The 25,269-nt window shown below is 37.5% G+C and carries 18 protein-coding genes; 5 read left to right on the forward strand and 13 right to left on the reverse strand.

Annotated elements, in window-relative coordinates:
• The first annotated feature begins 3 nt into the window (after positions 1–3).
• The 5 genes from P3L47_RS00600 to P3L47_RS00620 all read left to right on the forward strand — a co-directional run bounded on the left by P3L47_RS00600 (position 4) and on the right by P3L47_RS00620 (position 5,157).
• Complete coding sequence (locus P3L47_RS00600) at positions 4–1,074, forward strand: AAA family ATPase (RefSeq protein ID WP_122362328.1); 1,071 nt, start codon at positions 4–6, stop codon at positions 1,072–1,074.
• A gap of 313 nt (positions 1,075–1,387) precedes the next feature.
• Complete coding sequence (locus P3L47_RS00605; protein WP_122362329.1) at positions 1,388–1,816, forward strand: plasmid mobilization protein; 429 nt, start codon at positions 1,388–1,390, stop codon at positions 1,814–1,816.
• A complete protein-coding gene (locus P3L47_RS00610; RefSeq protein WP_277782396.1) occupies positions 1,813–3,027 on the forward strand; it encodes a relaxase/mobilization nuclease domain-containing protein in 1,215 nt (404 codons plus the stop codon). The genes P3L47_RS00605 and P3L47_RS00610 overlap by 4 nt, the downstream gene beginning before the upstream one ends.
• A gap of 143 nt (positions 3,028–3,170) precedes the next feature.
• Positions 3,171–3,698: a hypothetical protein gene (locus tag P3L47_RS00615; RefSeq protein WP_122362331.1), complete on the forward strand. Its 528-nt coding sequence runs from the start codon at positions 3,171–3,173 to the stop codon at positions 3,696–3,698.
• 127 nt (positions 3,699–3,825) lie between these two features.
• Positions 3,826–5,157 (forward strand): ATP-binding protein, encoded by a 1,332-nt coding sequence (locus P3L47_RS00620; RefSeq protein WP_122362332.1) that lies wholly within the window; start codon positions 3,826–3,828, stop codon positions 5,155–5,157.
• Positions 5,158–5,402: 245 nt separating this feature from the next.
• Here P3L47_RS00620 and P3L47_RS00625 read toward each other — a convergent pair whose 3' ends face one another.
• From P3L47_RS00625 to P3L47_RS00685, 13 genes are all read right to left on the reverse strand, one after another.
• On the reverse strand, positions 5,403–8,678 hold the full coding sequence (locus tag P3L47_RS00625; protein WP_122362333.1) for a sacsin N-terminal ATP-binding-like domain-containing protein: 3,276 nt from the start codon (positions 8,676–8,678) through the stop codon (positions 5,403–5,405).
• A 413-nt stretch (positions 8,679–9,091) separates the two neighbouring features.
• Entirely contained in the window at positions 9,092–10,891 is a 1,800-nt protein-coding gene (locus P3L47_RS00630) for an ATP-dependent nuclease (protein WP_122362334.1), read from the reverse strand.
• Positions 10,892–10,937: 46 nt separating this feature from the next.
• Positions 10,938–13,145 (reverse strand): DUF2357 domain-containing protein, encoded by a 2,208-nt coding sequence (locus P3L47_RS00635; RefSeq protein ID WP_277782397.1) that lies wholly within the window; start codon positions 13,143–13,145, stop codon positions 10,938–10,940.
• A gap of 25 nt (positions 13,146–13,170) precedes the next feature.
• Positions 13,171–15,018, reverse strand: a complete 1,848-nt coding sequence (locus tag P3L47_RS00640; protein WP_233577166.1) for an McrB family protein — start codon at positions 15,016–15,018, stop codon at positions 13,171–13,173.
• Positions 15,019–15,023: 5 nt separating this feature from the next.
• On the reverse strand, positions 15,024–16,223 hold the full coding sequence (locus tag P3L47_RS00645) for a DNA cytosine methyltransferase (RefSeq protein ID WP_277782398.1): 1,200 nt from the start codon (positions 16,221–16,223) through the stop codon (positions 15,024–15,026).
• Between the two features lie 10 nt (positions 16,224–16,233).
• On the reverse strand, positions 16,234–16,446 hold the full coding sequence (locus tag P3L47_RS00650; protein ID WP_122362477.1) for a helix-turn-helix transcriptional regulator: 213 nt from the start codon (positions 16,444–16,446) through the stop codon (positions 16,234–16,236).
• Between the two features lie 178 nt (positions 16,447–16,624).
• The gene (locus P3L47_RS00655; protein ID WP_277782399.1) at positions 16,625–17,620 is read right to left on the reverse strand and encodes a DUF2971 domain-containing protein; all 996 of its coding nucleotides are present in this window, start codon (positions 17,618–17,620) and stop codon (positions 16,625–16,627) included.
• 134 nt (positions 17,621–17,754) lie between these two features.
• On the reverse strand, positions 17,755–18,360 hold the full coding sequence (locus tag P3L47_RS00660; protein WP_122362338.1) for a hypothetical protein: 606 nt from the start codon (positions 18,358–18,360) through the stop codon (positions 17,755–17,757).
• Between the two features lie 12 nt (positions 18,361–18,372).
• Positions 18,373–19,647 (reverse strand): type II toxin-antitoxin system HipA family toxin, encoded by a 1,275-nt coding sequence (locus P3L47_RS00665; protein WP_277782400.1) that lies wholly within the window; start codon positions 19,645–19,647, stop codon positions 18,373–18,375.
• A 3-nt stretch (positions 19,648–19,650) separates the two neighbouring features.
• Positions 19,651–19,971: a helix-turn-helix domain-containing protein gene (locus P3L47_RS00670; RefSeq protein WP_122362340.1), complete on the reverse strand. Its 321-nt coding sequence runs from the start codon at positions 19,969–19,971 to the stop codon at positions 19,651–19,653.
• Between the two features lie 302 nt (positions 19,972–20,273).
• Positions 20,274–20,432, reverse strand: a complete 159-nt coding sequence (locus P3L47_RS00675; protein ID WP_158585891.1) for a hypothetical protein — start codon at positions 20,430–20,432, stop codon at positions 20,274–20,276.
• Between the two features lie 462 nt (positions 20,433–20,894).
• Entirely contained in the window at positions 20,895–23,045 is a 2,151-nt protein-coding gene (locus P3L47_RS00680; RefSeq protein WP_277782401.1) for an LlaJI family restriction endonuclease, read from the reverse strand.
• Complete coding sequence (locus P3L47_RS00685) at positions 23,045–25,267, reverse strand: hypothetical protein (protein WP_277782402.1); 2,223 nt, start codon at positions 25,265–25,267, stop codon at positions 23,045–23,047. The genes P3L47_RS00680 and P3L47_RS00685 overlap by 1 nt, the downstream gene beginning before the upstream one ends.
• Positions 25,268–25,269: the final 2 nt, after the last annotated feature.

The raw sequence follows: 25,269 nt of genomic DNA on the forward strand, positions 1-25,269 counted from the left end.
GCTATGGAGAAAACGAACAATAACATTCCGACAGCTGAGGAACTGGCTATTTACATAAAGGAGGCTACCGTGAGCGTAAATACCAAATACGAACAGTCGCCTGTGATTCTGATGGTGGATGACTCCATTATCGGAACATTGGGCAACTTCAGTGCATCCATCGGTAAAGCCAAGAGCAAGAAGACTTTCAATGTTTCTGCCATTGCCGCTTCCGCATTGACCAATGGCACAGTACTCCATTACCGTTCATCGTTTCCGGAAAATAAACGGACGATATTGTATATCGACACCGAACAGGGAGAACCTCATTGCCAAAAGGTGCTACAACGCATTCTATGTTTGGCGGGATTACCAAAGGATGCCGATTCTGACAATCTGATTATGTTAGGTCTGCGGAAATATTCTCCCGAAATGAGACTTGCAATAGTCGAACAGGCCATTGGCACAATTCCGAATTTGGGACTGGTCATTATAGATGGCATCAGGGATTTTATGTATGACATCAATTCTCCGAATGAAGCCACCAATATAATCTCCAAATTCATGCAGTGGACTGACGACCGTCAGATTCACATCCACACCATCCTGCATCAGAACAAGAATGATGAACATGCCCGTGGTCACATTGGCACGGAACTCAACAACAAAGCGGAAACCATCATGCAGGTAGAAGTGGATAAAGATGATAAAACTATCAGTTGTGTCGAAGCCATTCATATCCGAGACCGGGAGTTTGAACCTTTCGCTTTCCGCATAAACGAATGTGCCTTGCCTGAACTAGTGGAATCCTATATATCCAAAGAAAAGAAACTCGGACGACCGACCAAAGAACCTTTTGAGCCATACAAGGAAATCCCGGAGAGCGTACATCGTGCTGCGTTGGATGCCACTTTCGCCGATGGCAATATTACCGGTTACGACAACTATCTAGAGCGACTGAAAAACGGCTACGGGTTACAGGGTGTAAAACTCGGTCATAACAAAGCGGTCAAAGTAGCTACCTTTCTCGGCAATAAACGGATGGTGATAAAAGAAGGGAAAGAATACCAATTTAATCCTGATTACCATTATTAAGTTCAACTTTACTTTAGTGTCGGGGCGTACATATAGGAATAAAGCAAAGTAGCCAAGGATTGCAATATGCAGTATTCATTCCCTACCCTTTTATAGTAGGATATGCCAAATCCTGATTCCAATCCATTTGCCGATTCTGTGTGTACATCCTATACAGCTTGCCGGGAAGCATCAACAGGTAACTGTTGCGAGATATGCCAATGTATAACCTCACTGCGTTACGGTTGTACATTGGTACCCTTGCCTGCTCAGATACTTCGCCGGTGCGGTACTCGCAAGCTCGCACCTATTCACTATTATAATAACGATTTATATGGAACAAAATATTGAGGAACAAACACAATCTCCAGAGGAGAAAAAAGAAACAAGATCCGTCTTTATCGGAGCAAAAGTAACTCCCGGTCAGAAAGAGTATATAAAATCACAGGCTGAGCAATGCGGTATGACGGTAAGCGATTACTTGCTTGCCTGTGCATACAACTATCGACCCAGACCGAGGCTCACAAAAGAAGAAACATACCTGTTGCAGAATCTGGACAACTGTCGGTCAGATCTTGTAAAATACACTTCTGCACTTCGTGGAATGTCCACAAAGCAACGAATGATATTGTTCAATCAGGTGCCGTTCATGGTCGGCTGGCTCAAAGAGCTTGGCTATATTGCTGAAAGCGTCTGCCAATTTCTCAATGCCGTAAAAGAGAGAAATAAGATTCCGTCTAACGAAAAATCCGAAGAAGTATGATAGCAAAAGCTAAAGCAATATCGCACGGCATAAACGCCATCCGTTATATTACCGGCGAATCTCTGAACAAAAAACACCCGGAGAAAATCTATCGGGTATTGGACAACCTAATGTCGTCGCAACCGGACACTCTGGGGATATGGAACTCCATGCAACTGACCTTATCACGTTTCAAACCCATCAAGAACTCGGTCATCAGAATCGAGCTAAGCCCCTCTGCCGAACACACCCGTTTCTTCGACATCGAAGACTGGCAAAAGCTCTGGCAGGATTTCGCTGCGGAGTTTGACAAACAAGTGTTTACCGGCAAGGACGGAAAAGTACGTTCCTACCAGACCAATCTGGCTAACAGCAAATACACAGTTTGGCTGCATAAGGAATCCGATGGCGAAGTTCCCCACCTTCATGCTGCTGTCTGCCGTTTGGATGAAGACGGCAACATCAACAACGACCACAACATTCATCTTCGTGCGCAGCGTGCTGCCGAGCGAGTAGCAAAGAAGCGGGGTTGGACTACTGCTATACAAATCCGATACACCAATATCCATCTGGTGAATCGTGATTGCATGGATGCGCTGAGATCAATGTCTGAATGGTCTTGGGAAGAGTATAAAAATGCCCTCACAAGAAAAGGTTACTCTGTACATGAAAGAAAGGATGCACAACACGTTATCAGGAGTTACGCACTTGTAAACGGTAATACCAAATACAAGGCTTCCGAATTGGGAGTTGCCCGGAATCTGATGATTTCAAAACTTCCTAAAACATGGGATAAACTGCATCATAAGCCGCAAGTTGCCGCTGTTAGCAATCAGCCTAAGGAAACTCAAACGGAGCAAAATCTCAAGCCGTCAGCATCCGCAGAACATACCAGATATAGCACTTATCATCCCGATACTATTCCCTATACACTTAATCATAACGATAAGGAACATTGGTTCTATATTCCGGAAAAAGTGCTTGACTGTTTCAACGATGAGTTTGACTACAGAGATACTGAGAACTGTCAGGAACTTACCGATATGGCTGTAGCTATTTTTGTCGGACTGCTTGAAACGCCAAATGTTGCCACCGGAAACGGTGGTGGAGGTTCTCAAAGCGATTTGCCTTGGAGAGATAAGGACGAAGACGATTTGCAATGGGCACGCAGATGCGCTCGTGCCGCTGGTCGCCTGCTCGGAAAGAAACCAAAATCAGGATTAAAACGATAAGCCAATGAAGCCGAACATGAAAATCGTTTGATATTTCACTTGGGTGAAAATATATCAAACGATTTTCATCGTGAGAGAGAACGATAGTGAACGGCTATCAGACTCTCATAAAAATTTTATAAACCATAATTTTTTTTGATAGTATGAAAAAGAAATTCGACTTTTCCGCAGAAATGGCTGAAGCGGAAGCCATAAAATCCAACCCAAAGAATGAGTCTTTGGAGGAAGAAAACCACCTACTCGATATCAATGTACAAGGACTTGCCAAGCTGAATAACAACGTGTTCAAGTTGAGAACAGAGGTCGAAAGTCTGTCCGGCTCTATCCGAGAGTGTAAGCCTATCATTTCTGAAGAAATGCGGAAGTTGGCAGTAGAATTTGGAGCAAGGCTTCTATGTGATTTTCTCAGTCAGATTGAGAGCAAATGCAAAGAAGCCGAGCGAAGAATGAAGAAATCCGGCAATGCCATCAATATTCCGGCTACCACATTTTACATCACTATTGTAATACTGGTAGCCTTATCTTCTTTTTTCGTCAGCATGATTGTGGCCAATGCAGAAATTTTGTATTCAAACCTGATTTGGAAAGCAGTTGCCATCTGTGCCCTTATTGCAATTTCGGGAACTGTCATGGCTATAGTCGTACCGAAGATTTTGGATAAATGGACGTAATTGGACGCTAGCGAATCTTTAGAACGCAATTATCATTGGCGTTTGTTTGGTCATATCAGAGATTATTTGTAATTTTGTAACCACCGTAACAGTTACGGTGGTTACTATAAATAGCAGGGAATTTACTATGAAGTTTTATAATCGTACATCTGAATTGCAGGAGCTGCATCGCATTCAAAAGCTCTCATTTGACAGTCATTCACGCATGACAGTGATTACAGGTCGGCGTCGAATTGGCAAGACATCGCTTGCAGTGGAAGCCACAAAAGGAGACTACCCTACTGTGTATCTGTTTGTAAGCCGCAAGAATGAGGCTGCTCTGTGTGCGGAGTTCTCACAACTGATTGTCTCTGTTTTAGGCTGTTATATACCTGCAGAGATAAAGAGTTTCCGCTCACTTTTCCAGATGATTATGGAACTGGCAAAGGCACAAAAATTCAATCTCATAATCGATGAATTTCAAGAATTCGAAAAAATAAATCCATCTGTTTTCAGCGATGTGCAGAATATTTGGGACCAATATCGTAAGGGAACTCATGTAAATTTGATTCTGATGGGTTCGGTGTTTTCGATGATGCACCGTATTTTTGAAGGAGCAAAAGAACCGCTATTCGGCAGGGCTGATAACATCATCCGTCTTACCGGATTTGGTACTGATACCCTTAAAGAAATAATGAACGACTACCGTCCCGACTATGATAACGATGAACTGCTTGCACTATATTCAATTACTGGCGGTGTCCCGAAATACATAGAATTGTTGTGTGAGAATACCGACTTGTCCATCTCCGGAATGTTTGACTACATCGTGCGTGATAACTCTCCATTCACAGATGAAGGCAAGAATATTCTGATTGAAGAGTTTGGCAAAGACTATGGTATCTACTTCTCAATACTCAGTTGCATTGCCTCTGGCATAAACAATCAGTCTGATATTGAAGTTACGTTGGGAGGAATAAGTATCGGCGGACAACTCCGTCGTCTGATTGATGACTACTCTCTTATCACTCGTCAGCGACCGATAATGTCGAAAGAGCGCACACAAGCCATCCGCTACGAAATCAACGACAATTTCCTAAAATTCAGGTTCAGGTATTACGACAAAAATCAATCCATTGTCGAAATACGGAATTTCGTGCTTCTTCGGCAGATAATAGAATCGGATTACCCTACATTCTCAGGACTAATGCTCGAACGGTATTTCCGTTTGAAGATGATAGAGAGCCATCAATATTCAGCCATCGGCTCGTGGTGGGAACGCAAGAAAGGTAAAGAAGCCAACGAAATAGACATTATAGGCATACGGGCCGAAGGGAAAAAGGCATTGGTAGCCGAGGTTAAGCGTCAACGATGCAACTACGACCACAAACTCTTCACCGAAAAGGTCGAGCATCTCAAAAACGCCATTCTCTCAAATTACGACATCGAGACTTGCCTTTGGACAATGGAGGATATGTAACTTATTGACCACATTTTATCTGCCACCAACCGTTACGGCGACCATTGACACGGACAATAATTGTCGTAGGCAATGCCTTTAAGGATGTTCTCAAGGAAACACTACCGTTCTGTTCCCTGCTTGCTCTGAATTATGCAATTATTTGCAGCGTTCTGACGTAGGGATAAACATTTTCTGCAGAATAAGCCAAGCGTTCTACGACTTATTTTATTGTTCCTCGACAAGTTTTAAGCCATCTGAGATAACTAATCACACTTACTTAATATATCCTCAATCAAAGAATCAAAATCAACGCCTGTAATGAAAGCTGTTTTTGATATATTGGCTCTATAATCTCCGAGTTTTATTCGTCTGCCAGTCGTATCGCTCTCTGCATTCAATACTGGTGTCATTATCTCTTCTAGTTCCTCACCGATTTTCAAATGCACCTTTGTTTGAGCAAAGATTTCAGCCTCATGTTCTTCGATATACTCAATTGATGAATCAGCAGGAATATTCACTTTTTCCGAATCTGATAAATCTACGCAACAGAGTGCATAGCATTCAGGATTGCTTGCAGCCATTCTTACCTGATTCGTACTCATGTGCGCATAATTGTCATACTCAAAATTCCACTTAGCTTTCACTTCCACATAATACACATCCTTACCATTATAGCTGATGATAATGTCTTGACCATTTTGGATGTCATTTACGGTCATGTCGTCATCAATGTGTTCACGAGTCTTAACTTTTAGCAGCTCATGGCCAAGTCTTTCACGTATTCTATCCTCAATAGCTTTGCCTATCCTGTAACAGAAATGGAATGTACTCTGACGCTCATCATCCAATTCTTTCTGACGTTCCATCTGACTGATGAGGGCCGGCAAAGCACCATTCTCATTAAGGGCGGCAAGGCGGATAATATCCTCATCTTCCATATCCATAATTGAGAATATACCTTTCTGAGCGTCACCACTTGCCATATCAAAGGTGTATTTAGCTTTATTATCATCAATACTTGTAAACCATTTATCCCAGCCTTCACCATTATCCAGTTTCAAGATGATTTGTCGAATGATGCCTTCCCATGTCTTGTCCCTAGCACGTTCACCGTTGTTCACCTCTTTCATATACTTTATCAATTCTGTTTGAATAACTGGAGCTATATCATCAGGCGTTTGTGTAGCATAATCCTTATATAAGTTTTCAAAATCAATATCAATCCACTTTTCATGAAGGTCTTTTCCGATGATTGAATTATAGATGTTAGCCAAATCTGGAATGACACCTTCGTTTTTCAATAGTTCCTTCTTTACGCATAAATATCCCTTCTGACAAGGTATCACTCCGTAGTCATCCAGTTTATCTTTTCTGTTGGTTTCATTACTTTTGGCATATTCTGTCAAGAAGCTCAAGAGGAATGACTTATTACTCTTCACCCAATTTTCGTCTTCCATACTTATTCTGCACAAAGTATATTCAAGAAGTAGGTTGAATGGAGAACTATAGAAATCCTCCTCTCTCTCCTCCTGCTTTTGCAAGAAACTCTTGCAGAATGTCTTGTGGTAATAAGTCGGTAACACTGTCATTATCTTGCCTCTAAAATTTGTGAATTCATCCTGGGAGGTAGCCGAACAGAAATCAATCAAAGCCGTTATTTGATCATCCGTCAATGTTTGTTTCTGGGGTTGAACGAGGGTACTTGACCTCCACTTATTCATTGTGACTAGAATCGCGTTATGCAAATCGTTAACCGTATATTGAGTAAAATTTGCAAGCGAGAGATAGGTTGTATCCAGCATCTTTGCTTTATCATCACCCATCAGAAGAGATGCCAGTTTGTATAACTCGTCAGTCATAAAGTCACCATACCTCAGATTTTGTCGCAAGCATAATTTACCGTCACGATTCGGTATGAGTGCATATTTGTCATACAAAGCTTCGTTACCACTGTCTTTAAGGAACTGAAGAAACTCAAGCAGATTGTCAGATTTATCTTTGATAGCCATACATACATCATCGAGAGTCACAAAAAAACCATCGGTATTCTCACAGTCCCAAGTGTCAACAAGTTCCGACCACTTAATCAAATCTGTTGATGGCAATAGGTATCCTTGATTGTTGTCATCCTTTACGAAAGCCGCATACTTAGCCAAAGTACTTTCATAAAGTTTACGTTTCTCCAAATCAAGATTTACATAGAAGTCATGATGCAGCAATCGCACTCTGCTGTCAGTTATACTTTTTCTTCCTTCTGCTGTGGGAATCACCTTCCAATTTCTAACTTGCGTATTCCACATCTTCTGCATCTCGTTGTAGAATCGTTTTTGCTCTTCGTCCTCAGTTTCTTTAACGAAATCCACTTTGCACAAATCACGTATCAAAGTGGAATCATTTCCTTCTATTTGATAGAAATCAAACAAAGCATGCATCATGGATTTCAGTGTATTTTCATTCTTTTCCCCAGATTCCTTTTTGGATGGCACATCCTCTGGGAGCTGAATATTGTTACGCTTCTCCACAGGGTAGAACTTCTTGGAATGGAAAATAAAATTCACACCAAACTGTTCTGTACCCAACAAAGGAAACCACAAGAATAACGAAGGGATCTTATTGACATCATCACATATAAATGGATATGGCGGTATTATTACCAAATCTTCTTTATCTTTTGACAAAAGGTAGTGACAGCCATAAGATACACTTGTATTCTCAGATGATAGTATATCCACACGATTTACAACCGACTCAATCTCATGCCATCCATTTTCACCAAAAGGTTTATCTAAATTGAGAGTTGTTGATTTTCGAAATACATAATGTTCCTTTCTATGATTATCGCAAACTTCAACCTCTTTTATACGTTCATTTATAACCAAAACAAACGGCAACATTCCAGATACTTTCTTTATTTGATCAGAAACAGTATCAACCAATTCGGTTGTCAGATTATATCTGAATACGGTAGGCGAATCACCTTGGCATTCTTCCGTAGATTCACACATATTCTCAACCTGCATCAGCTCACGATTCATCTCTTTGTATGCTTCCAGAGATGCCGTATTGCTTCGGTCAAGAACCATATGCATATTAATATATTTTTCAACCTCAATCTTACTTTTGCGCACCTCGTAAGGACCACTTACATCCACCACACGATTGAAGGCATGAGTAGTCATAAAACCCGTACCATACTGACCAGCTAAATCCTTGGCAGGATCATCCTTCGAACTATCCTGCTTAACCAACGCTAACAAAGAGGAATACGAGAAAGGTTGACCATAATGCCGGAACACAATGCTATCCTCATTGAGTTCAATACAAATATGACAATCTTCACTCATGTCACGAGCATTCTGAACAAGCTCCCAAAGAGCACGTTCTCCGCTGTTGATAGTTAGATTCTCTATGCCAAGTTTCACCTTCTTACAATAGCCTACAATATCAAGATACTCTTTTTCAATATTCTGAAACTGCTTGGCAGTATCACAACCCAAGTTCCTATCATAAAAATAGTCTTCTAATTGTTGTTCTGTCATAATATTAGTGTGTTATAATTTCGTTTATAGGCAATATAGTATTAAATATCGCAATGGCTATATCTATAACCCGAGAGAATTTTTGATATGTACTATAACCCAATGCGGTACACAAATCCCGAGATAAGTGTTACTAACCAAGTGCAATCTAATATTATCTACGGAACAATCAAAAAGCAGTGATATCGCTTTAGATTGTTTCATTTAGGTACATTTACCTGTACACTGCCTTCTTTTCCATTAATTTAAAAAGTTAGAAACTCAGCTGTGCTATTTCGTATATCTTTTTTAGGGGACATAATTTCAGTTTGTTCCTATTGATAATATATAGAACAAGAAGTTAGAGAACTGATTTTCTGACACATAATTTCTTATTCTGTATAAATATCTATTAAAGCCATTAGAATTTGCAACTATTGTAAAGATTCCGCATACTCACTAAAAATAACCCTCATAATCTTTTTCCAATTTTCTGGTACCATACTCCAATCTGTCCAATCTTTTACAAATTTATATGCGCAATATGGTTTGTCAGAATTTGGAGAATCATAACCCAATTCTTCTTCAACACAATTATGCATCATTATTCTCTTAGTCTCATCGTTATCTAAAGCGTTTAGTATTGGAGCATTCATTTTTGCAGCACCAACGGTATCTGAATCTTCGTCATGGACCACAAATAGGTTGACATTTAATGCCTTTAAATATTTAATAAACGAAATCATTGTTGCCTTACCTGTAGCTTTTACAACTTGATAATTTTCTTTGATGGCTTTTTTGACTTCCATAGGCATAACATTTATGGTATGTTTGAATACAATATCTTCTGTATCCCCCTCGACTATTATCACTTTTTGAGCAAAGAAAACTCTTGAAACATAATTATCAATTTTTTGAATCATTTTTACACGCATACAATCGTCTTCCACTATCTCTTTAAAAGCTTCAGTCAAATTAAATGCAGTAACAGAAACAAAATCATGATCAATATTTCTAAAACTATTAAGCGTTTGTCGATTTCCTTTGGATAAGTCTATCATATATGGAGAATGTGTTGTAGAAACAATTTGATTACTATCAGACGCCAATTCATATATTATGTCTCTCATCTTTTCCGCTGCATTAGGATGCAAAAACAACTCTGGCTCTTCAAAACCTATAATAATACCTCTATACTGATTTTCTGCTTTTTGCTCTTCTCTCTGTTTGTTATAACGAAGAAGAGCAAACACTGTAGCCCTTATTAACCCTGTACCCTGACGTTCAATAGGCGTTTTCACATTACTAGTAAGTGATGCTGAGAATTTGGCCTTTAGATTTTCAGGTTTTGTCAGTTCTGTTTCAACATTGATTGAAGCTTTATGAAAAACTCCATCGACTACCTTATTTAATTCAGACATTAATTTCCCAAATTCAGTATTAGGATCTGTTGTATCCATTTCCCTTTCCAACTCAGACAATGCATCAACTGCTTTCTGATAATTTGGAGATGCTTCCCTTACTTGACTAAATAATATATCCAGTAAATCATGAAGCGTACCAGATTTATCAGCAGCCATTTCATCACTTAAAACATCTGCCTTAATCTTCAAAAATCGTGGTAATTTTGAAAGCACATTACCTGCAATCCCCCCAGGATTTTCAAACCATTCTTCTCCATCATTAACATCAAACGCCTCAGGACAAATACTTTCTAATTCTTTTTTCTGTGAAGCGTTAATTTTCTTTGTCAAATCACGGCCTGCAAAATAAGACATATCTATCCCTTTATCTATCAATGCCTGATAAGTTTGACAATCATTATATTCATTCTTTAGAGTTACAGTGTGCATTAAAATTTCACGATGTTGTTTTTCATCACTTGAAAGACGTACCCTATATTTGAAAGAATAGGTATTATCTTCTTCATTATATTTTAATCGTGAAGCATTAAAACCTCTTTGTTGCACAATCTCTTTAGGCACATCAATAAACAATCCTTCTATAATAACATCATCTTGGTAATTAATTTCCTCATTACCGTCATCCGTAATAAATCTAGATCTACAACTATTATCCAATTTACTTTTTTCAGATGTTAAAATTTCTATTGCATCCAGTGTTGATGATTTGCCTGAATTATTTGCTCCAACTAAAAAGGTTGCATCAGCAAAGTTTATTTCAACATTATTGAGTTTGCGAAAATTTCTAATACACAATTTACTTAATTTCATACACTTACTTATTTAATATCGTAATTCTTTATCATTCACACTCCAATTAAACATTGCCTACAATAAAATCTTTCAACTCATCAAACGTAGTATTAATAAATGTGTTATCTGCCATTTTACTAGTATTGATAGACTGAATTTCACTATATTGCTTACGTACAAAACGGAGGTCAAAGGCAAGTCTAAGATCATCCTTTGCCTCTTTCCCCCTTTCCCCCTCTATTTGCTTAGCTTCTTTCGCTGTAATGGTGCGCATTCCTATTATTTCATACACATCACGTATTCCTTTGCCTTTGAAGTATGGCATGAAATAATGAAGATCTTGCAACGGAATAGTTGTCGGGAAGTGGCTACCTGTATAGTAGAGTGTGGCTTCACCATCCATAAAACTTTGTAGATAACCCTTACGACTGCTGTTTGTCACAAGACCTATCAACACGCGATTACCGACACCAACGAAAGAACCTTTCTGTGGTATTACTTTCGATATGGTTTCATGCGATTTATTTTGAATAAGTACTTCTATGAATTGCTCTAAAAGTAGTCGGTTATGAGTATCCTTGGGACGAAGTGGGAATGCTCCAATATTTACCTCATCTATAGTCTTACGGAACTTAGATACGGCAACATCAGTTGGTTCACCATCACCCGGGAACAGGATATAACCGCCTATCACTTCTTTTTTCAAAGCATCCGATTGGCAATCTTTATAATAGATGGCATCACGGTATCTGTGCATCTGGTTGATTGCATCTTCGGGTGGAACATCGACTCCATTTTTATCCTTTCCATCAATGCGATATTTTGCATCAAACAGGTAAGTCATTTTCATTCCTTCTTGCAAATCGTTTTTGGTAAGCTGCAACACAATGTCCGGTTTCTGAGGAACAGTTGGCACTACTAAGTCAGTTATACCGACTGAATTATTTTCATGTTCAGAACTCTTCGGATTATAGATTAACTCCGCCAGTTCTACATTATCTTTCTTGAAAAGGATGCGCGAATGTTCTCCCTTACCCAAATCCCATGTAAACAGACCATTCATTTCCATACGGTTTCTATGGTCTATATCTTTATCAGATAAGTGCAGCTTTTCTTTTACTATATGGCTTACTTCTATGAAACACCAAATTTCATAAAGCGTTGCTATATCTTTGGTCTGCAAGCGATATATACCATCGTTCAGTGAATAGGAACGTTGGAGTAGGTTCCACGTGCGATATACCTGACTATATCCGGTAGCCTTTTGCAGAACCAAACTTTCTTGATTCATTCCTTTGTAGTTTCCTACAGTGCGAAAAAAAGGATTTCGCTGTAGGTGCTTCAGTGTCGTTAACGTGACTTGCATATCGTCCTTCATCACATCGGAAGCATTCTTCACAGCTTCTATACGCTTCTTCAAGCCTTCATACTTATCGGCAATTTGCCCAAGTGCAAATTTCAGGAACCTGTTTTCTTGTGTATCATTTGTCCAAACATGTTCCTCTACACGGTATAAATGAGCACAGTCATTCCTGTGTTCTGCCAATTCGTTTTCTATGTAAGAGGGGATAAATGTCAGCTTGTCTGCACGTTTGTAAGCATCCTTTCCATGTAGTCGATGCCGTGGGCGGTCAATGATATTTTTACAAGCCTTTATGAATTTCTGTTGTTCATTGGCAAATACGCTCCACCAAATTATTTCTGGGGTATTTCCGCTTGTATCGGGCGAAAAGCCATGAAAGGTTCTTCGCATATAATCAAGTGAAAGCATTCTGTACTCTTGCTCAATATCCTCGATAATGGTTTTCCAATGCTCGTGATAGTTGAGCTTTGTGCTTAACACTTCAAATGAGAAAACAAACCTATGGGTCTCTGTCCCTACTTGATATATGAATTGTATTTCACTGTGCCCAACCTCATTGCCATAATTCAGGAAACCGGCTAATATCTGTCTGCGAAAAGAAAATTTCTCATTTTCATTTTGAAGGATGGAACCGAACTGTGCTTTTTTCACATAGTCCTTGAATTCAATCCAAATAGGATAATCGACATTATCAAAAAATACGGCAGGAGCTTTTTGGCTGTTCTCAATCGTAACTCTTTCTCCAATATGGTTGCTTAGAGAAACAGATACTACTCCCTCCGACCAAGAATAAATAGAGTGTAGTCCTTCTTCTCCCACATTGCTCTTGGCCTTACGCCAAATGTCATCGAACTTTGTACATTCGACAATCATTTCGAAATCCTGATGTTTTATGGTAAGCAGTTCCATCGTCTCTTGCAGATATCTGATAGTTTTAGCTCCAGAAACTTGTATAACCGGATGACAATCGTACTTGCATTTCTTTCAGTTTGGCTATGGAAACAGATTCTATTTTCTTGTCTTCTCCAGTCAATGCCAACAACTGCGTTTCGATAGTGGTAATCAACTTTTCAAGAAATGAATGCTTGACTTTTGTATCGTCTCCTTCAATACGCGACAATATTTTCATGCTTGTTATTTCATCCAATGCAGTTGCTATGACTTCATCCTCACTGAACTCATTTCCGTTTTCATCCTTACTGTATGGCAAGTTGTTTACCACATAAAGCAAAAATTCATTTCTTGTACGATAGGCAATCTTGAACGGTGTACCATTAAGGACATCATTTACTGCTTGCAAATAGGTTAGTACCTTGTTGCAAACCTCCTCATTATCGGCATAGACATCCACTCCTTCTACGGCTGTGCCGATAAGCATATCACTATTTAACTTACCAATGCGTTCATATTTGCTGTCCAATCCGGCATACAAATCTACTTCATTCATTTCTATGGTCATGGCACGGTCAAGTACTTTTCGGGAAAAAGAAAAGGTCGTTTCATCCATATTTACTGTACCAACTACGATTAGATTTTGTGGTATGGTTATGCCTTCTTCCAAGAAACGCGTTCTTAATGCATCATTATCTTCTGTCAGTTCAGCGGTCAATACCCGATACCAATCTTCCGTACTTTTCTTTAGGATGGGATCTGTTGTAATCGTACCATCTTCATTACTTTTGCGAGATTCTATTACGCTAAGAAATTCTGCAAAGTATTGTTCTACAGGAGCAAGATTCATTTCATCCAGACAAAGGAAATAAGGTACATCTAAGTTTTCCCAAGCCTGTGTAATAAATCTTAAAAAATCGCCAATCACATATATGGGGCTTCCACTGACACGACTAACATATCCCATGAGTTCGGTCGAATCGTGCCAATTAGGTTTTACTTGAATCATCTCAAAATTCTTAGGCTTTTGGGCTTTGTATTCTGTGGAATCTTCATCCCAACATGCACGAGCAAGTTCACGAACGATGCGGCTCTTGCCTGTTCCTGAAATACCAGCAAGCAAAATAAAGGGCTTAGTCTTGATGGCAGTAATAATATCCCTATATTTGTAGTATTGAGGATTGGAATCGTCATCTTTCTCTTTATCAAACATTTTGAAAATTTCCTTAGGAGAAATTATTGCTTTTTCTTGGGACATTTCCAAACTCCCATATTTTACAACATATTCAGCGAAATCAGAACTTGTAGGCAATAGTTCGTTCAATAATTCAGTAGAATAGTATTTTGACAAGTTGTTCTTAATTTCAGAAATCCCAATCTTTGAGACACTAAAATTATACATTCTACACAGCCATATAGCAAGAGCTATTTTACAATCTTTATTTGTGACATATTTCTTGATGTTTTTATAAAAGGCTCTATTTATAGACAAAACTCCATTTTGAACATTGAATAATGCCGCATCTTTAGTTCTACGTGGAAAATCATGTAAAACCGTAGGATTTGCAATAGACTCTTTGACAACGTTTACTGAAAAGAAATTACTTCCGACTTTGTAATCTTTTTCGTTTTTTATATCTGTGAAAAAGTTCGATGTATAATAAGAGCCGTCTATACTTACAATATCTCCTACATAATTAATAAATAGCTCTCTATCTTCTTTCTCTTTTGTATCGCAATTCTTGTTACCTTTTAAGACAAAACGATCTAATGCAAATAAATATCTGATGGCACTTATAAATTGAGTAGCACCTTGACTCGAAGGACTACTTGTATTGTGTGACAATACTTTATAAGCAGCCAATAGGGATTTTTTATCAATATAAGCCATATCTATTATTCATTAATTGGAAGAAATCTTAACAAAGCTGTTGCTGTAATCCAACCAAGTATTGGAGGAACAGCATTGCCAATAACTTTATATCTAGCAGCTAAAGGTATTGCGTTGAACAAATAGTCATCTGGAAATGACTGAATTCTTGCGCATTCCCTAACAGAATATCTCCTGTTTTCAATAGGGTGTGTGATTCCACATTTGTCAGGTTGTGCAGAAGCTGTAATTGTGCCACAAATTTCTCCAAAAGCAAATCGTCTGAAGAATTTTGGAGCATGGTAACGCTTCGGATTATCATAGATATTTCTAAATCGTGGAGTCAGCATTTCATAAGGTATATCTTTCCATGATCTCCCTTCCATACAAATTGCTGGTAAATGAGCATGAGAATATCCATCATGAAAATATTGAAATCCTTCAATACCATGAGCACAACTTCCGATTAAATCTACTGTTTGTTGTGTCCCTGGACTATATTCCCATACATCATTATCAGGTAAATTCTCCACACCTTGTAATATCCTACCTAATACCAGTTCCTCAATGTTTCCATAATGTTCGGATGGTATATTGTTTTCCCGAACAACTGTCTCCAATAAGTTGAAATTGAAATGCCCAAGATTCAATTCTCGATCTATTCCAACCATTAGAACACGATAACGTTTTTGGGGGACTCCGTAGTCAGAAGCGCAAACTAATTTGTATGATACGTCATACCCCAAATCTCCCATAATTCTAACTATTTCTTCAGGCACGCTATTGCCATTTGCAACGTGAGATGAAAGAATGCCTCTAACATTTTCAAATAAAAAGGCTTGAGGACGATGTCCTGCTTCAATTTTGGCTGCAATTATTCTATGGCATTCTTCAAATAGAGTACCTCTTCCATTTTCATCATCGACCCCTTGTCTTTTGCCTGCGTTGGAAAATGGTTGACATGGGAAACCTGCTAAAAGAATATCAAAATCTGGTATTTCGTTGGCATTAACGTCTCTAATATCGGCCAAAAGACAGTTAACTCCATCATTTGTTAATAATGGATTGGCATTATAACAAGATTGTGCGTCTTGATCAAAATCATTAGCAAACAAAATCTCAGTATTTAATCTATCGTAATTCTGTCCTCTGAATGTAAATCCTCCTGTAAATCCTAAATCAAGACCACCACATCCAGAAAACAGAGATACTATTATTTTAGGCATTTGTATCTATTTAATTAAATGTTTTTATTGACCACAATAAGTCTTTGATATCTACTTCAAGTACTTTCGCAATTTCAACTAATGTTTCCAAGTTTGGTTGCATGGTATTTGTACACCATTTTGAAACAGTTCCCGGATCTTTTCCTAACTGTTCTGCCAGCCATTTATTGGTGCGTTTCTTTTCTGCTAAGACCACCTTCAAACGATTTATATCTTTATTCATACGTTCTGTGATATATTTTGAATGCAAAGATAATCATTATAATCGAAATCTTGTTCAAATTATAATGATTTCTCAATAAATATATGTCGAAAAACAACCTTATATTGAAATATAATTCAATATTTATTTTGCCATCTTGGATTCATTTTAACAAAAAAACATGATTTTACCTTACTTATCAAAGACGATATGGTATTTCTGAAGAATAAAAAGTTAATGACTTAAAGTCTGAGGCTTTCTCTTTCAATAATTTTGCGACCGACATCATTTGCCTATTTTTATCTGCGGTTGGCCCTATTGCTACTAACTTTAACGCAGTCAAGGGTAATTTTACCTCTATATAAGGCAATAGCAATCCATTTCGATTACGATAATTAACTTTATTATTAAACTCTCTACAACAAAACCTATATTCATCTTCATATTTATAAGCAGGGTTCTTTATATTGCTTGGGACAAAAGCTCGCAATAACATATAATTATCAAGCGCAATTTTAGTATCAACATTCTCTTGAACTTCTGTTTCCATTTTAAAATTTCCAACAATAAAATTCATATTTGTTTTATATACATGTTTTACGTACTCCTTCCATATGTTCATTTCTTCATCTGCTTTTTGCAGACTATCAATATATTCCCCCACTCCATATGTGATTTTCATTAGTGGTTCCTTATTATTTGAATTCAAGAAATCATTCAATTCATTTAAATCAAAACCAAGACAAACACCGCTGCCGTTTTGTCCATACATATTCCACATTGGCAAAGAATCAAAAGATTTTGAAAAAGAAACAGAATACATATTAGTCAAACTATTTTCCTCAATATTTCTATCCCAAATTAATTCATCTAATTCTTTCCTATCTAATTCTGTGATTCTCTGCCCTATTGGTATCGACAATTCCTTTTCTACATCGGGTAAAACTTCCCACATTTTTCCAACACCATATTCTATTTCTTCTGGATCATTCATATAAGAAATATGTGAAGCCCAAAATGTCATAAGAATTTTTTCTTTTGATGTATTATTAAGCATACTAGCCAATGTTCCTGCATTAGTATAGTGAAAAACGCATGAATCTACTATTCGTTGGATTTCTTGCCAATCCTCTCGTAATTTTTCATCTTTTCTTTCTAACACTTTCGCTAATAACTGTCTATCATCACCGTTCATATTATTTTCTATTTATGTGTTTATTTTTAGCTTCTGATTCGATATGATTTCTTTGCTCAAAATTCCTGAAATTACTATATTCTCGCTCACACATACCTAATCGCATCACCAAATCACTCCATCTTTTCACTGTTTCAATCTTTACCTTCCTCGTATAAACAAGCCCAATCTTTAGCCTGAAACTCTTTTTCAAAGGCTTCCAAATCCTCTTTAAGTCTCTCATGCTGGTCGTCTTCCCCATCATCACCACTCATCACCCAATCTATGCGAGTTGCATATATCTCCGCAATGCGAATTTGTTTGTATGCCTCTTTCATAGTCTCTATAGTTTCATCTGATAACTCCAACACATCAGCGTCATCCGGATAACGGTCATAATAACAATGATGGATTGAGTATAATACCGGAATCTGTTCGCCATCACGAATATCGGACATATATCGCTTTGTTGATTGGAACATTACTTTATCATCAAAGAATTGTCGATCTACATATTTTTGTTCTGCCCTAATGATTGTTTTATCTGACAAAAGAAAAGATTCCGCTTCTTCATAGCTTAAAAAAGACAAATAACCCATATAACTATGGAATGAACCAAAGCTATCTTTCTCATAAATAGTCCAATAATCCTTGTGGATTTTCTCCGGTTTTGGCCGTAAAGCTCTTGCAATATCACGCTCTATAGAATCCGCAATCTCACCAATTGCATATACATTCCTATCAAAATATCCTCCGCTCATAATTATAATTTTTCAATTTACTTTAGAATTAACATTACACCTCTTATCCAACACCCCACTAAACATATCCATTTCTCTCTTGGAAATCTCCAATCGTGTTGCCAGTTCTCTCCACCCTTTCACAACATTAGTAACCTCTGAAATAATCTGTTCAGTCGTTTTTCGGTTAAGCATATAATCTCCACAAGCATCAAGCAAAATACTGAGGTCTGCCTTGTTGGATGTTGCAGAAATAAGCAGACTTTGATATTCATTCTGAGTAGGATTCATATCGTATGCAGGAGAAAGCGTCCAGCCTTTTGCAGCCAAAAGAAAACCATGATTGCGGAAATGGTCATCGCTGTTGCCAATACAGATATTGAAAGCCACGCGACGATAGAGTTCCTGCAAATTGCGCTCTACATCCGTACAGTTCTGAATGATAAAATCAACTATATCCAGATAACCATGCCCTGTAGTCGCATTATCACCGTCATTCAGTCCCAATAAAGTCATTGCGGAAGCGAAATGAATCCTTTTTCCATCTTTGGTTCTGTCAAAACGCACCGAAAGCAATGTATGATATTTTTCGTCTGTGGCAAGAACTTTTGTTTTCGCTGCATTGATACCTGCTTTTACTGCAAGCAGATGGCTAAAATATTCCCAAAGCCCGGCATCATAATCATCTTTACGTGATGGAAACTTAGCAATGTACAGCGTTTTATCTGTATCTATCACACTTGCCTTCGGTCTTGCTCCACCCAATGAAGAACCAGGCTGCACAAGTTGCGTAATCCACTTTCTGTCTGGTAACACATTGTCTTCTTCGCTTCTCTCAATCTCCGCACTGGCTGCTCTCAATTCTCTAATATCTGTAAGAGGTGGAATCTTCAAAAACTCTCTCACATTTATAAATTCTCCATCAAGGTTTTCCTTGAAGCGGAAAGCACCCATCCGGGAGAAGTCATCAATACCGGTCAGGAAATCGAATGAAGACAACCTTTGCACAGGTCGTTTTTCTTCCATTGCTGCAATCTGCTCACGTCGCAATAACAGTGTCCGTCCCCAGCGGTCAGGCAAAGCATCAGAAAAACATCCGAATATATCTTTCTCTGGCTGTGTATATTGTTGTCCCGGATAATTGTTCAAATCATCGCTCAAAAACAAATCGCCATGCTTTTTCAACCACTCATCGCTAAACGCAAAACAATAGCTGTCCGAGCCACGAAGTGACTCATAGCCCAACTCGCCAATGAGTTCTATCTCTTTCAGCCAGTCAAAATCGGCATATACATATAGTTTCTTCATAGCCTACTCCTTTTTTGACGCACGTTCCCTTGTCTTCAAACTCAAATCCTGCAATGCTTTCCCCAATTTATCTTCTTTCGCCAGCCACAAAATATCATCGTCAAGCTGTAAGGCATACAGCACACGCAAATATATACCAATCGCTACAGTCGGTGCGCCTTTCTCTATTCTAGCTACAGTCAACGGAGAACAAGTAGCACGTTCCGCCACCTGAGCCACACTCAGATTCCTTCGTAGGCGAGCCAATTTAATCTGCTCACCCACTATTTGCATTTTTTGCTCTAATTTTCGGGGCAATTTAGTACCCATTGTATTCTTTGCCATAGTCAACTCATCATATAATATGCAAAGATAATGCTTTTTCTTTATTTAATGATATATTACATATAAAAAAACACACATCATTGCATAATTAACCATGCATATAATCCATTTTCAAGAAAAAAATCCCCAAAACCAAGTGCTATTATATTGTTTGTTGTCACTATATATACCTATTAACGAACAAAATATTATTTGTTATACAGATACAATCTGCTCCTCATCACACATCACATCAAAGAACAATTCTGCTTGCCAAAAGAAAAACGACTTTACTTTATCCTTTGTATCCATGTATACGTCCATTAAAGTAAAGTCAAAAAGAGGGAGAAAGAAAGGATTGCCTTATTTTTCTTTTGGTCAGCACCATTATAATACACTACATCATCTTCAACCTTGGAGAAACAACCAGCAAAATAACCGCGAATATCACCACCAACAAAATGCGATGCAATATATCCCATACTTTCCACAAACACACCTCCCAATCAGCCCTTCAAAAATGATTTTGCACAAAGTTTTTCACTTGCTTTCATAATCCGAAAAATGCACTAATTTTGTACTCGTTCAGCGAAGAAAAAGAAGTGCAAAACAGACTTTTCTACCATTTTATTTATAAAATATTGGTAGTCAACTGGTCTAATATGCTGCATCGGCAAGTAAGAGGTGATCACTTATGATTAAGGTATATAATCAACACTTATTCAGGAGTTCATATTTTGAGCGCCTTTTTTTAGTTTTATGAGCGATAGCCATCATTTATATGAGCATTTTAAGGAAGTTACGTTCATTTTATACTTGATTAAGATTACTATATTTTTCAATGTCTCAAGATACGGAGTAGATAATTCTCAACAAATCAAAAAATAAATATTCGCTGACCGAATAAAATGCTTCAAATTATCTATCTTCATAACAAATAAGTTTCATTGATTAAAAACATTATTAATTAAATCATGCAAAGTTGAATATTGAGCATCGTATCTTGTTTTTGAAGTGTAACCTTTTTTGGTAGAACAAAGACTATTACTATCAATTTCATATTCAGTTATGAAATTCACGAGAATATACATCTCGGATGTGTTTACATTTTTATACACATTTTGTTCTATTTCGTCAGCTGATACAACAGAACAAGTACCCCCTATAGAAAACAAGTGCTGGTCAGTATCATTCCTATGATGGAAGAGAAGATATCCCAACTCACTCAAATGTTCTATTATCTCCATTGACTCCTTTGTATATTTTATTCCAATGGCTATTTTTCCAGTAGGCATGAAATTTAAACTCTTTATATTATAATTTTCCATCATAACCATCAAAACGCCACATTTACCCGAAAGCGATAATGATGGTTTTGATCGTTGGCCTACTTCTGTAAGTATAGTATCGGGATCATCTCCAATCGCTACTTTTTCCACAAAGAAATATTGCCTTAACTCAGTTAACAACGTCTCATTTTCGTTTTTATATTTTAAATCTTTATCTAGCGCCAAAGAAAAATAGTCATCCCTGTGGTATGGTTGATAAAGTTTGCCTAATACCATTTGGAAGTTGACTTTGATGTACTCTTCTCCATTTACTCCTTGGCGTGCTGTCATCGCATAAAACTCAAAACGTGTTTTTAGCATTTCTTGAATTTCTTCTCGGAACCTCTTACGAACCTTTTGTTTCCACAGGTTCTTAGAACTATCACAGTCTTGTGCATAGAGCGAAACAACATATAAGAAATTTACGTCGTAGTGGCTGATAAGCAAAGTATCACGATCAAACAACCGGTTTTCAAAGTGACGTGAAATAAACGACTTCTGCTCATTCTCTGTCGTATAAATGTCCTGGGCATACGAAAGTTCATTATCCATCCTTGCACTGATAAAAAAGTTGGGCACAATGTTATATCCCTCGGTTAGCCGGCTGCGATAACATTTTTCCTCTTCTTTATTATCTAGGAATAGATTCATATTCCACTGTATCACATTTCGTGCATAGGTGTATTGCTTGTAGACAGACTCATCTGAAATGGAATTTCCAAGCTTATAATACTTGCTATCGCCAATGTAGTATATGGTTTTATCGTTCGTATTGGTAAGTCCAACGTCCGCATAGATATGGTCTACCCGTTTTCCATCTTCTTGATCTTTAAGGCCTCTTGGAAGCATCTCCTTTTTATCACCCACCAATTCATCAATCATCGCCTCAAACACAATGTTGTAGTTTTGAGCTATTAAATACTCTTGTAGCTCACTGGCAACAGAGATATTATGTGACTTATCGAAAAATGCATAACATAGCCCCCACAACTCTAAAGACTTATCAGAGAAATATTTATATTTAATTTGACGGAGCCGAACCTTACCAAAACCATTTAGATAATTATTAAACTTTGCTCCCGTTATCAAATCAAATCCTACGTTTATGGATACAGGAAAACCATATTTGTCATTGATATAACGAAGAATAGAGAAAAAGATAACCAATAATTCTTCATCAAAATTTATTTGTCGTTTCTTATTTACAGGATTCAAATAGAAAGGAACATTATTTTGTACAATAGTCGTGCTATGAGCAATTGTACGTGTCCAATTTATTTTATTATGACCTGAATGAATATTTTTCAAAACAGTCATAAAGAAGCTTTGATTCTTTCGGTTAAACTCAACCAATGCTAATAGCACCTCTAAATAGGTATTAGTCATATGACGGTGGCTTATACCAGCCTGTGCCATCTGTTTATGGTATACTATATCGTTCTTGGGGTTGTATTTATTAAACACACACAATGAGCGATATATCCACACTGCAAACTCATAGATAAATTTTCTTTCCTCTTCTGTTAGTTCTTCTGCCTTTTCCACATGAATGATTGTAGCTGGGGCTAGATGAGAAAATACCATCCCATTCCTATCAATAAGTACCTTCGGCAAAAAGAAGACGCAATCCTTTATATGCGGGTTATATAGATAGCCTACATAATTTACCACGACTTCATGGCTGACATTTTCCAAGAAATCGAGTCCCTTTAATGCATCTTTTACATCCGAAGCTTGGTAATGGTAGCCTTCAATCAAAATTCTCATTATCTTATTTTTTCGATTGTTATATCCAAGTTTGCAGCATTTACTTTATTAATAAAGTCTTGAATATTTCCACTGCCAATCTGAGTCGATACATAAATTGATTCTCCATTTGATAATATCACCTGCTTAGCTCTTTGATTCGGGTCAGACGAGCCAGATATTCTTGCTTCAAAATCAGACTGAGTTTCAACCAAATGCCTTATTGTACAATTTAAGCTCATCCATCGATTACGCACAGAATCTGCATTCATATCCGAATGATCTCTGCAGAATAATTCTATAGTACGTTTTACTAATTCTCCTTTACCATATTCACCATCTCCGTTTATAGAATACTTTGAATAGTCTCGTTGTGATGTAGGTATCCCTGCTATTTCATCCATTTCTGTTTCATCAGCAATAGAATCCGTATCTTCCGTTGTTAATGGAACTATTCCATTAGCCTCCATGAATGCATGTAATATCGCTTCACGCTGTAAACCAAAAAATTCCGTAAAGACAACTTTCTTCGTGCCATTTCCCTCCTTAATACGGAAGATACTTCTGTTATCGTCAGCATAATCTTTATAAACATCATTCCATAGGTAGAACAACACCTTTGAAACGAATTGGTCACAACTGATTGAAGTGCCGTTTCCTGCAGGTTTTGCAAACCAATAGCCAATTTTTTTATCTTCCGACCCTGTTATTTCATCTATTTTATTATTGATAACCGAGATAAATTGCCACCAATCATATTTACTTGAGCCTATTTCAATAATAAAATCTTTGTTACCTTTTTCGATTGGCATATATTCCCAATCCCAGCGACGCTTAAATGCACTATCAATAGGAAATAATGATTGGTCGCTGGTATTCATTGTCGCCCAAATATATAGATTACTTGGCAAACGCATCTCAACGCCATTCTTTATCTTTTCAGAAAGATTTACAGAGTCTTTAAATTCCCCAGTCAAAAACCTTTTTATATCATCATCTGGACAAATGGCAAACTTTGACTCACCGTTATCTCCACGGTCTAACAACTGGAATAAATCACCAAAAATCTGAGCACAATTACCTCTATTGATTTCTTCAATGATAAGATAATATGGCGAAGCCTCTCCTTCATTGACCAATCTCCATGCATTAACGTATGCTTTAAGAAAAGCTTGTGGTACATATTTATAAACAATGTGGGATTCATTTGATTTTGCAAGATATTCTTCTCCCACGGCCATTCCTTTATCAAACTCTACTGTGTAGCTGTCAGACATACCGCAAGCGCTCAAAATAGCCTTCTTATCTGCGATACTCAGTTGTTTCAATGAATACCAATACTTCGCTCCAAACTTCTGAGATGAATAAGGGACACCATGTTCTTTAAACTCAGTAAGCTTACTTATTAATTCATCTTTAGTATACAATTTTTCCTCATATCCCTCCATGGTGGGCTTATACGCTCCCACAAATGTGGAGTAATCACTATCAGGGTGAAATGTAGTACGGATACGATTAGTGCCGTTTGTGTATTCTTCTATTTTATTGGATTTTCCCGTACCGGGCGCTCCATAGTAAATTACTTGTAAACAGTCAGCAGAATCTTTTATACTTTCAGAGTGATTTTCACCAATATTACATTGAGGAACAACAATATCATTAAAATAATCAAAGAACACTTTTTTATCCAACTTGTCTGTTGGAACTGGAGGCAATGTTTTTTTTTGATAATTCACCTTTAGCGCAATAGTTCCATCAGCCTCCACAGATATATCAGAGAATAAATTTAGCATATTAGCAATTATATCTGCATTACCAAGCTTAATATCAAAGGTACTTTCTAATGCATCCTTTAATGTTGTTTTTTTACCCGCTTGAATTATATCCATTAACAAAGAGTTTAAAACAAAAATCCCATTATTATCCTGAATACTGTCGGTATATGGGTTTGGTATATAATACCTTCTTACCCAACCTTCAATATAAGATTTAGCCTCATCAAAATTTAAAGCATGATCAAATCGAGGATAAAAGTTTTCAGAATCTTCATAATATAATCCTAGTTGAGATGCTAATTGATACGCTGTTCTAAAAAAGTTCTGACTTCCATCCCACATTTTCCAGTGGTTATTGACATATTCACGCGCAGCATCTTTCTTCATTATAAAATAAGGAAGAATAGCTGTAAATTCACATACTTGTTTAATAGTGACATTTCGCCACCTACAAATTGGATCAGCCATAA

The organism is Parabacteroides chongii, assembly GCF_029581355.1.
GTDB classification, from domain to species: domain Bacteria; phylum Bacteroidota; class Bacteroidia; order Bacteroidales; family Tannerellaceae; genus Parabacteroides; species Parabacteroides chongii.

What these genes read in the sequence shown, in the direction of transcription:
- P3L47_RS00620 (WP_122362332.1), top strand. Translation starts at nt 3,826, where the DNA reads ATGAAGTTTTATAATCGTACATCTGAATTGCAGGAGCTGCATCGCATT.
- P3L47_RS00680 (WP_277782401.1), bottom strand. Translation starts at nt 23,045, where the DNA reads ATGAGAATTTTGATTGAAGGCTACCATTACCAAGCTTCGGATGTAAAA.
- P3L47_RS00625 (WP_122362333.1), bottom strand. Translation starts at nt 8,678, where the DNA reads ATGACAGAACAACAATTAGAAGACTATTTTTATGATAGGAACTTGGGT.
- P3L47_RS00605 (WP_122362329.1), top strand. Translation starts at nt 1,388, where the DNA reads ATGGAACAAAATATTGAGGAACAAACACAATCTCCAGAGGAGAAAAAA.
- P3L47_RS00635 (WP_277782397.1), bottom strand. Translation starts at nt 13,145, where the DNA reads ATGGAACTGCTTACCATAAAACATCAGGATTTCGAAATGATTGTCGAA.
- P3L47_RS00665 (WP_277782400.1), bottom strand. Translation starts at nt 19,647, where the DNA reads ATGAAGAAACTATATGTATATGCCGATTTTGACTGGCTGAAAGAGATA.
- P3L47_RS00640 (WP_233577166.1), bottom strand. Translation starts at nt 15,018, where the DNA reads ATGGCTTATATTGATAAAAAATCCCTATTGGCTGCTTATAAAGTATTG.
- P3L47_RS00685 (WP_277782402.1), bottom strand. Translation starts at nt 25,267, where the DNA reads ATGGCTGATCCAATTTGTAGGTGGCGAAATGTCACTATTAAACAAGTA.
- P3L47_RS00645 (WP_277782398.1), bottom strand. Translation starts at nt 16,223, where the DNA reads ATGCCTAAAATAATAGTATCTCTGTTTTCTGGATGTGGTGGTCTTGAT.
- P3L47_RS00650 (WP_122362477.1), bottom strand. Translation starts at nt 16,446, where the DNA reads ATGAATAAAGATATAAATCGTTTGAAGGTGGTCTTAGCAGAAAAGAAA.
- P3L47_RS00660 (WP_122362338.1), bottom strand. Translation starts at nt 18,360, where the DNA reads ATGAGCGGAGGATATTTTGATAGGAATGTATATGCAATTGGTGAGATT.
- P3L47_RS00600 (WP_122362328.1), top strand. Translation starts at nt 4, where the DNA reads ATGGAGAAAACGAACAATAACATTCCGACAGCTGAGGAACTGGCTATT.
- P3L47_RS00615 (WP_122362331.1), top strand. Translation starts at nt 3,171, where the DNA reads ATGAAAAAGAAATTCGACTTTTCCGCAGAAATGGCTGAAGCGGAAGCC.
- P3L47_RS00630 (WP_122362334.1), bottom strand. Translation starts at nt 10,891, where the DNA reads ATGAAATTAAGTAAATTGTGTATTAGAAATTTTCGCAAACTCAATAAT.
- P3L47_RS00675 (WP_158585891.1), bottom strand. Translation starts at nt 20,432, where the DNA reads ATGGGATATATTGCATCGCATTTTGTTGGTGGTGATATTCGCGGTTAT.
- P3L47_RS00610 (WP_277782396.1), top strand. Translation starts at nt 1,813, where the DNA reads ATGATAGCAAAAGCTAAAGCAATATCGCACGGCATAAACGCCATCCGT.
- P3L47_RS00655 (WP_277782399.1), bottom strand. Translation starts at nt 17,620, where the DNA reads ATGAACGGTGATGATAGACAGTTATTAGCGAAAGTGTTAGAAAGAAAA.
- P3L47_RS00670 (WP_122362340.1), bottom strand. Translation starts at nt 19,971, where the DNA reads ATGGCAAAGAATACAATGGGTACTAAATTGCCCCGAAAATTAGAGCAA.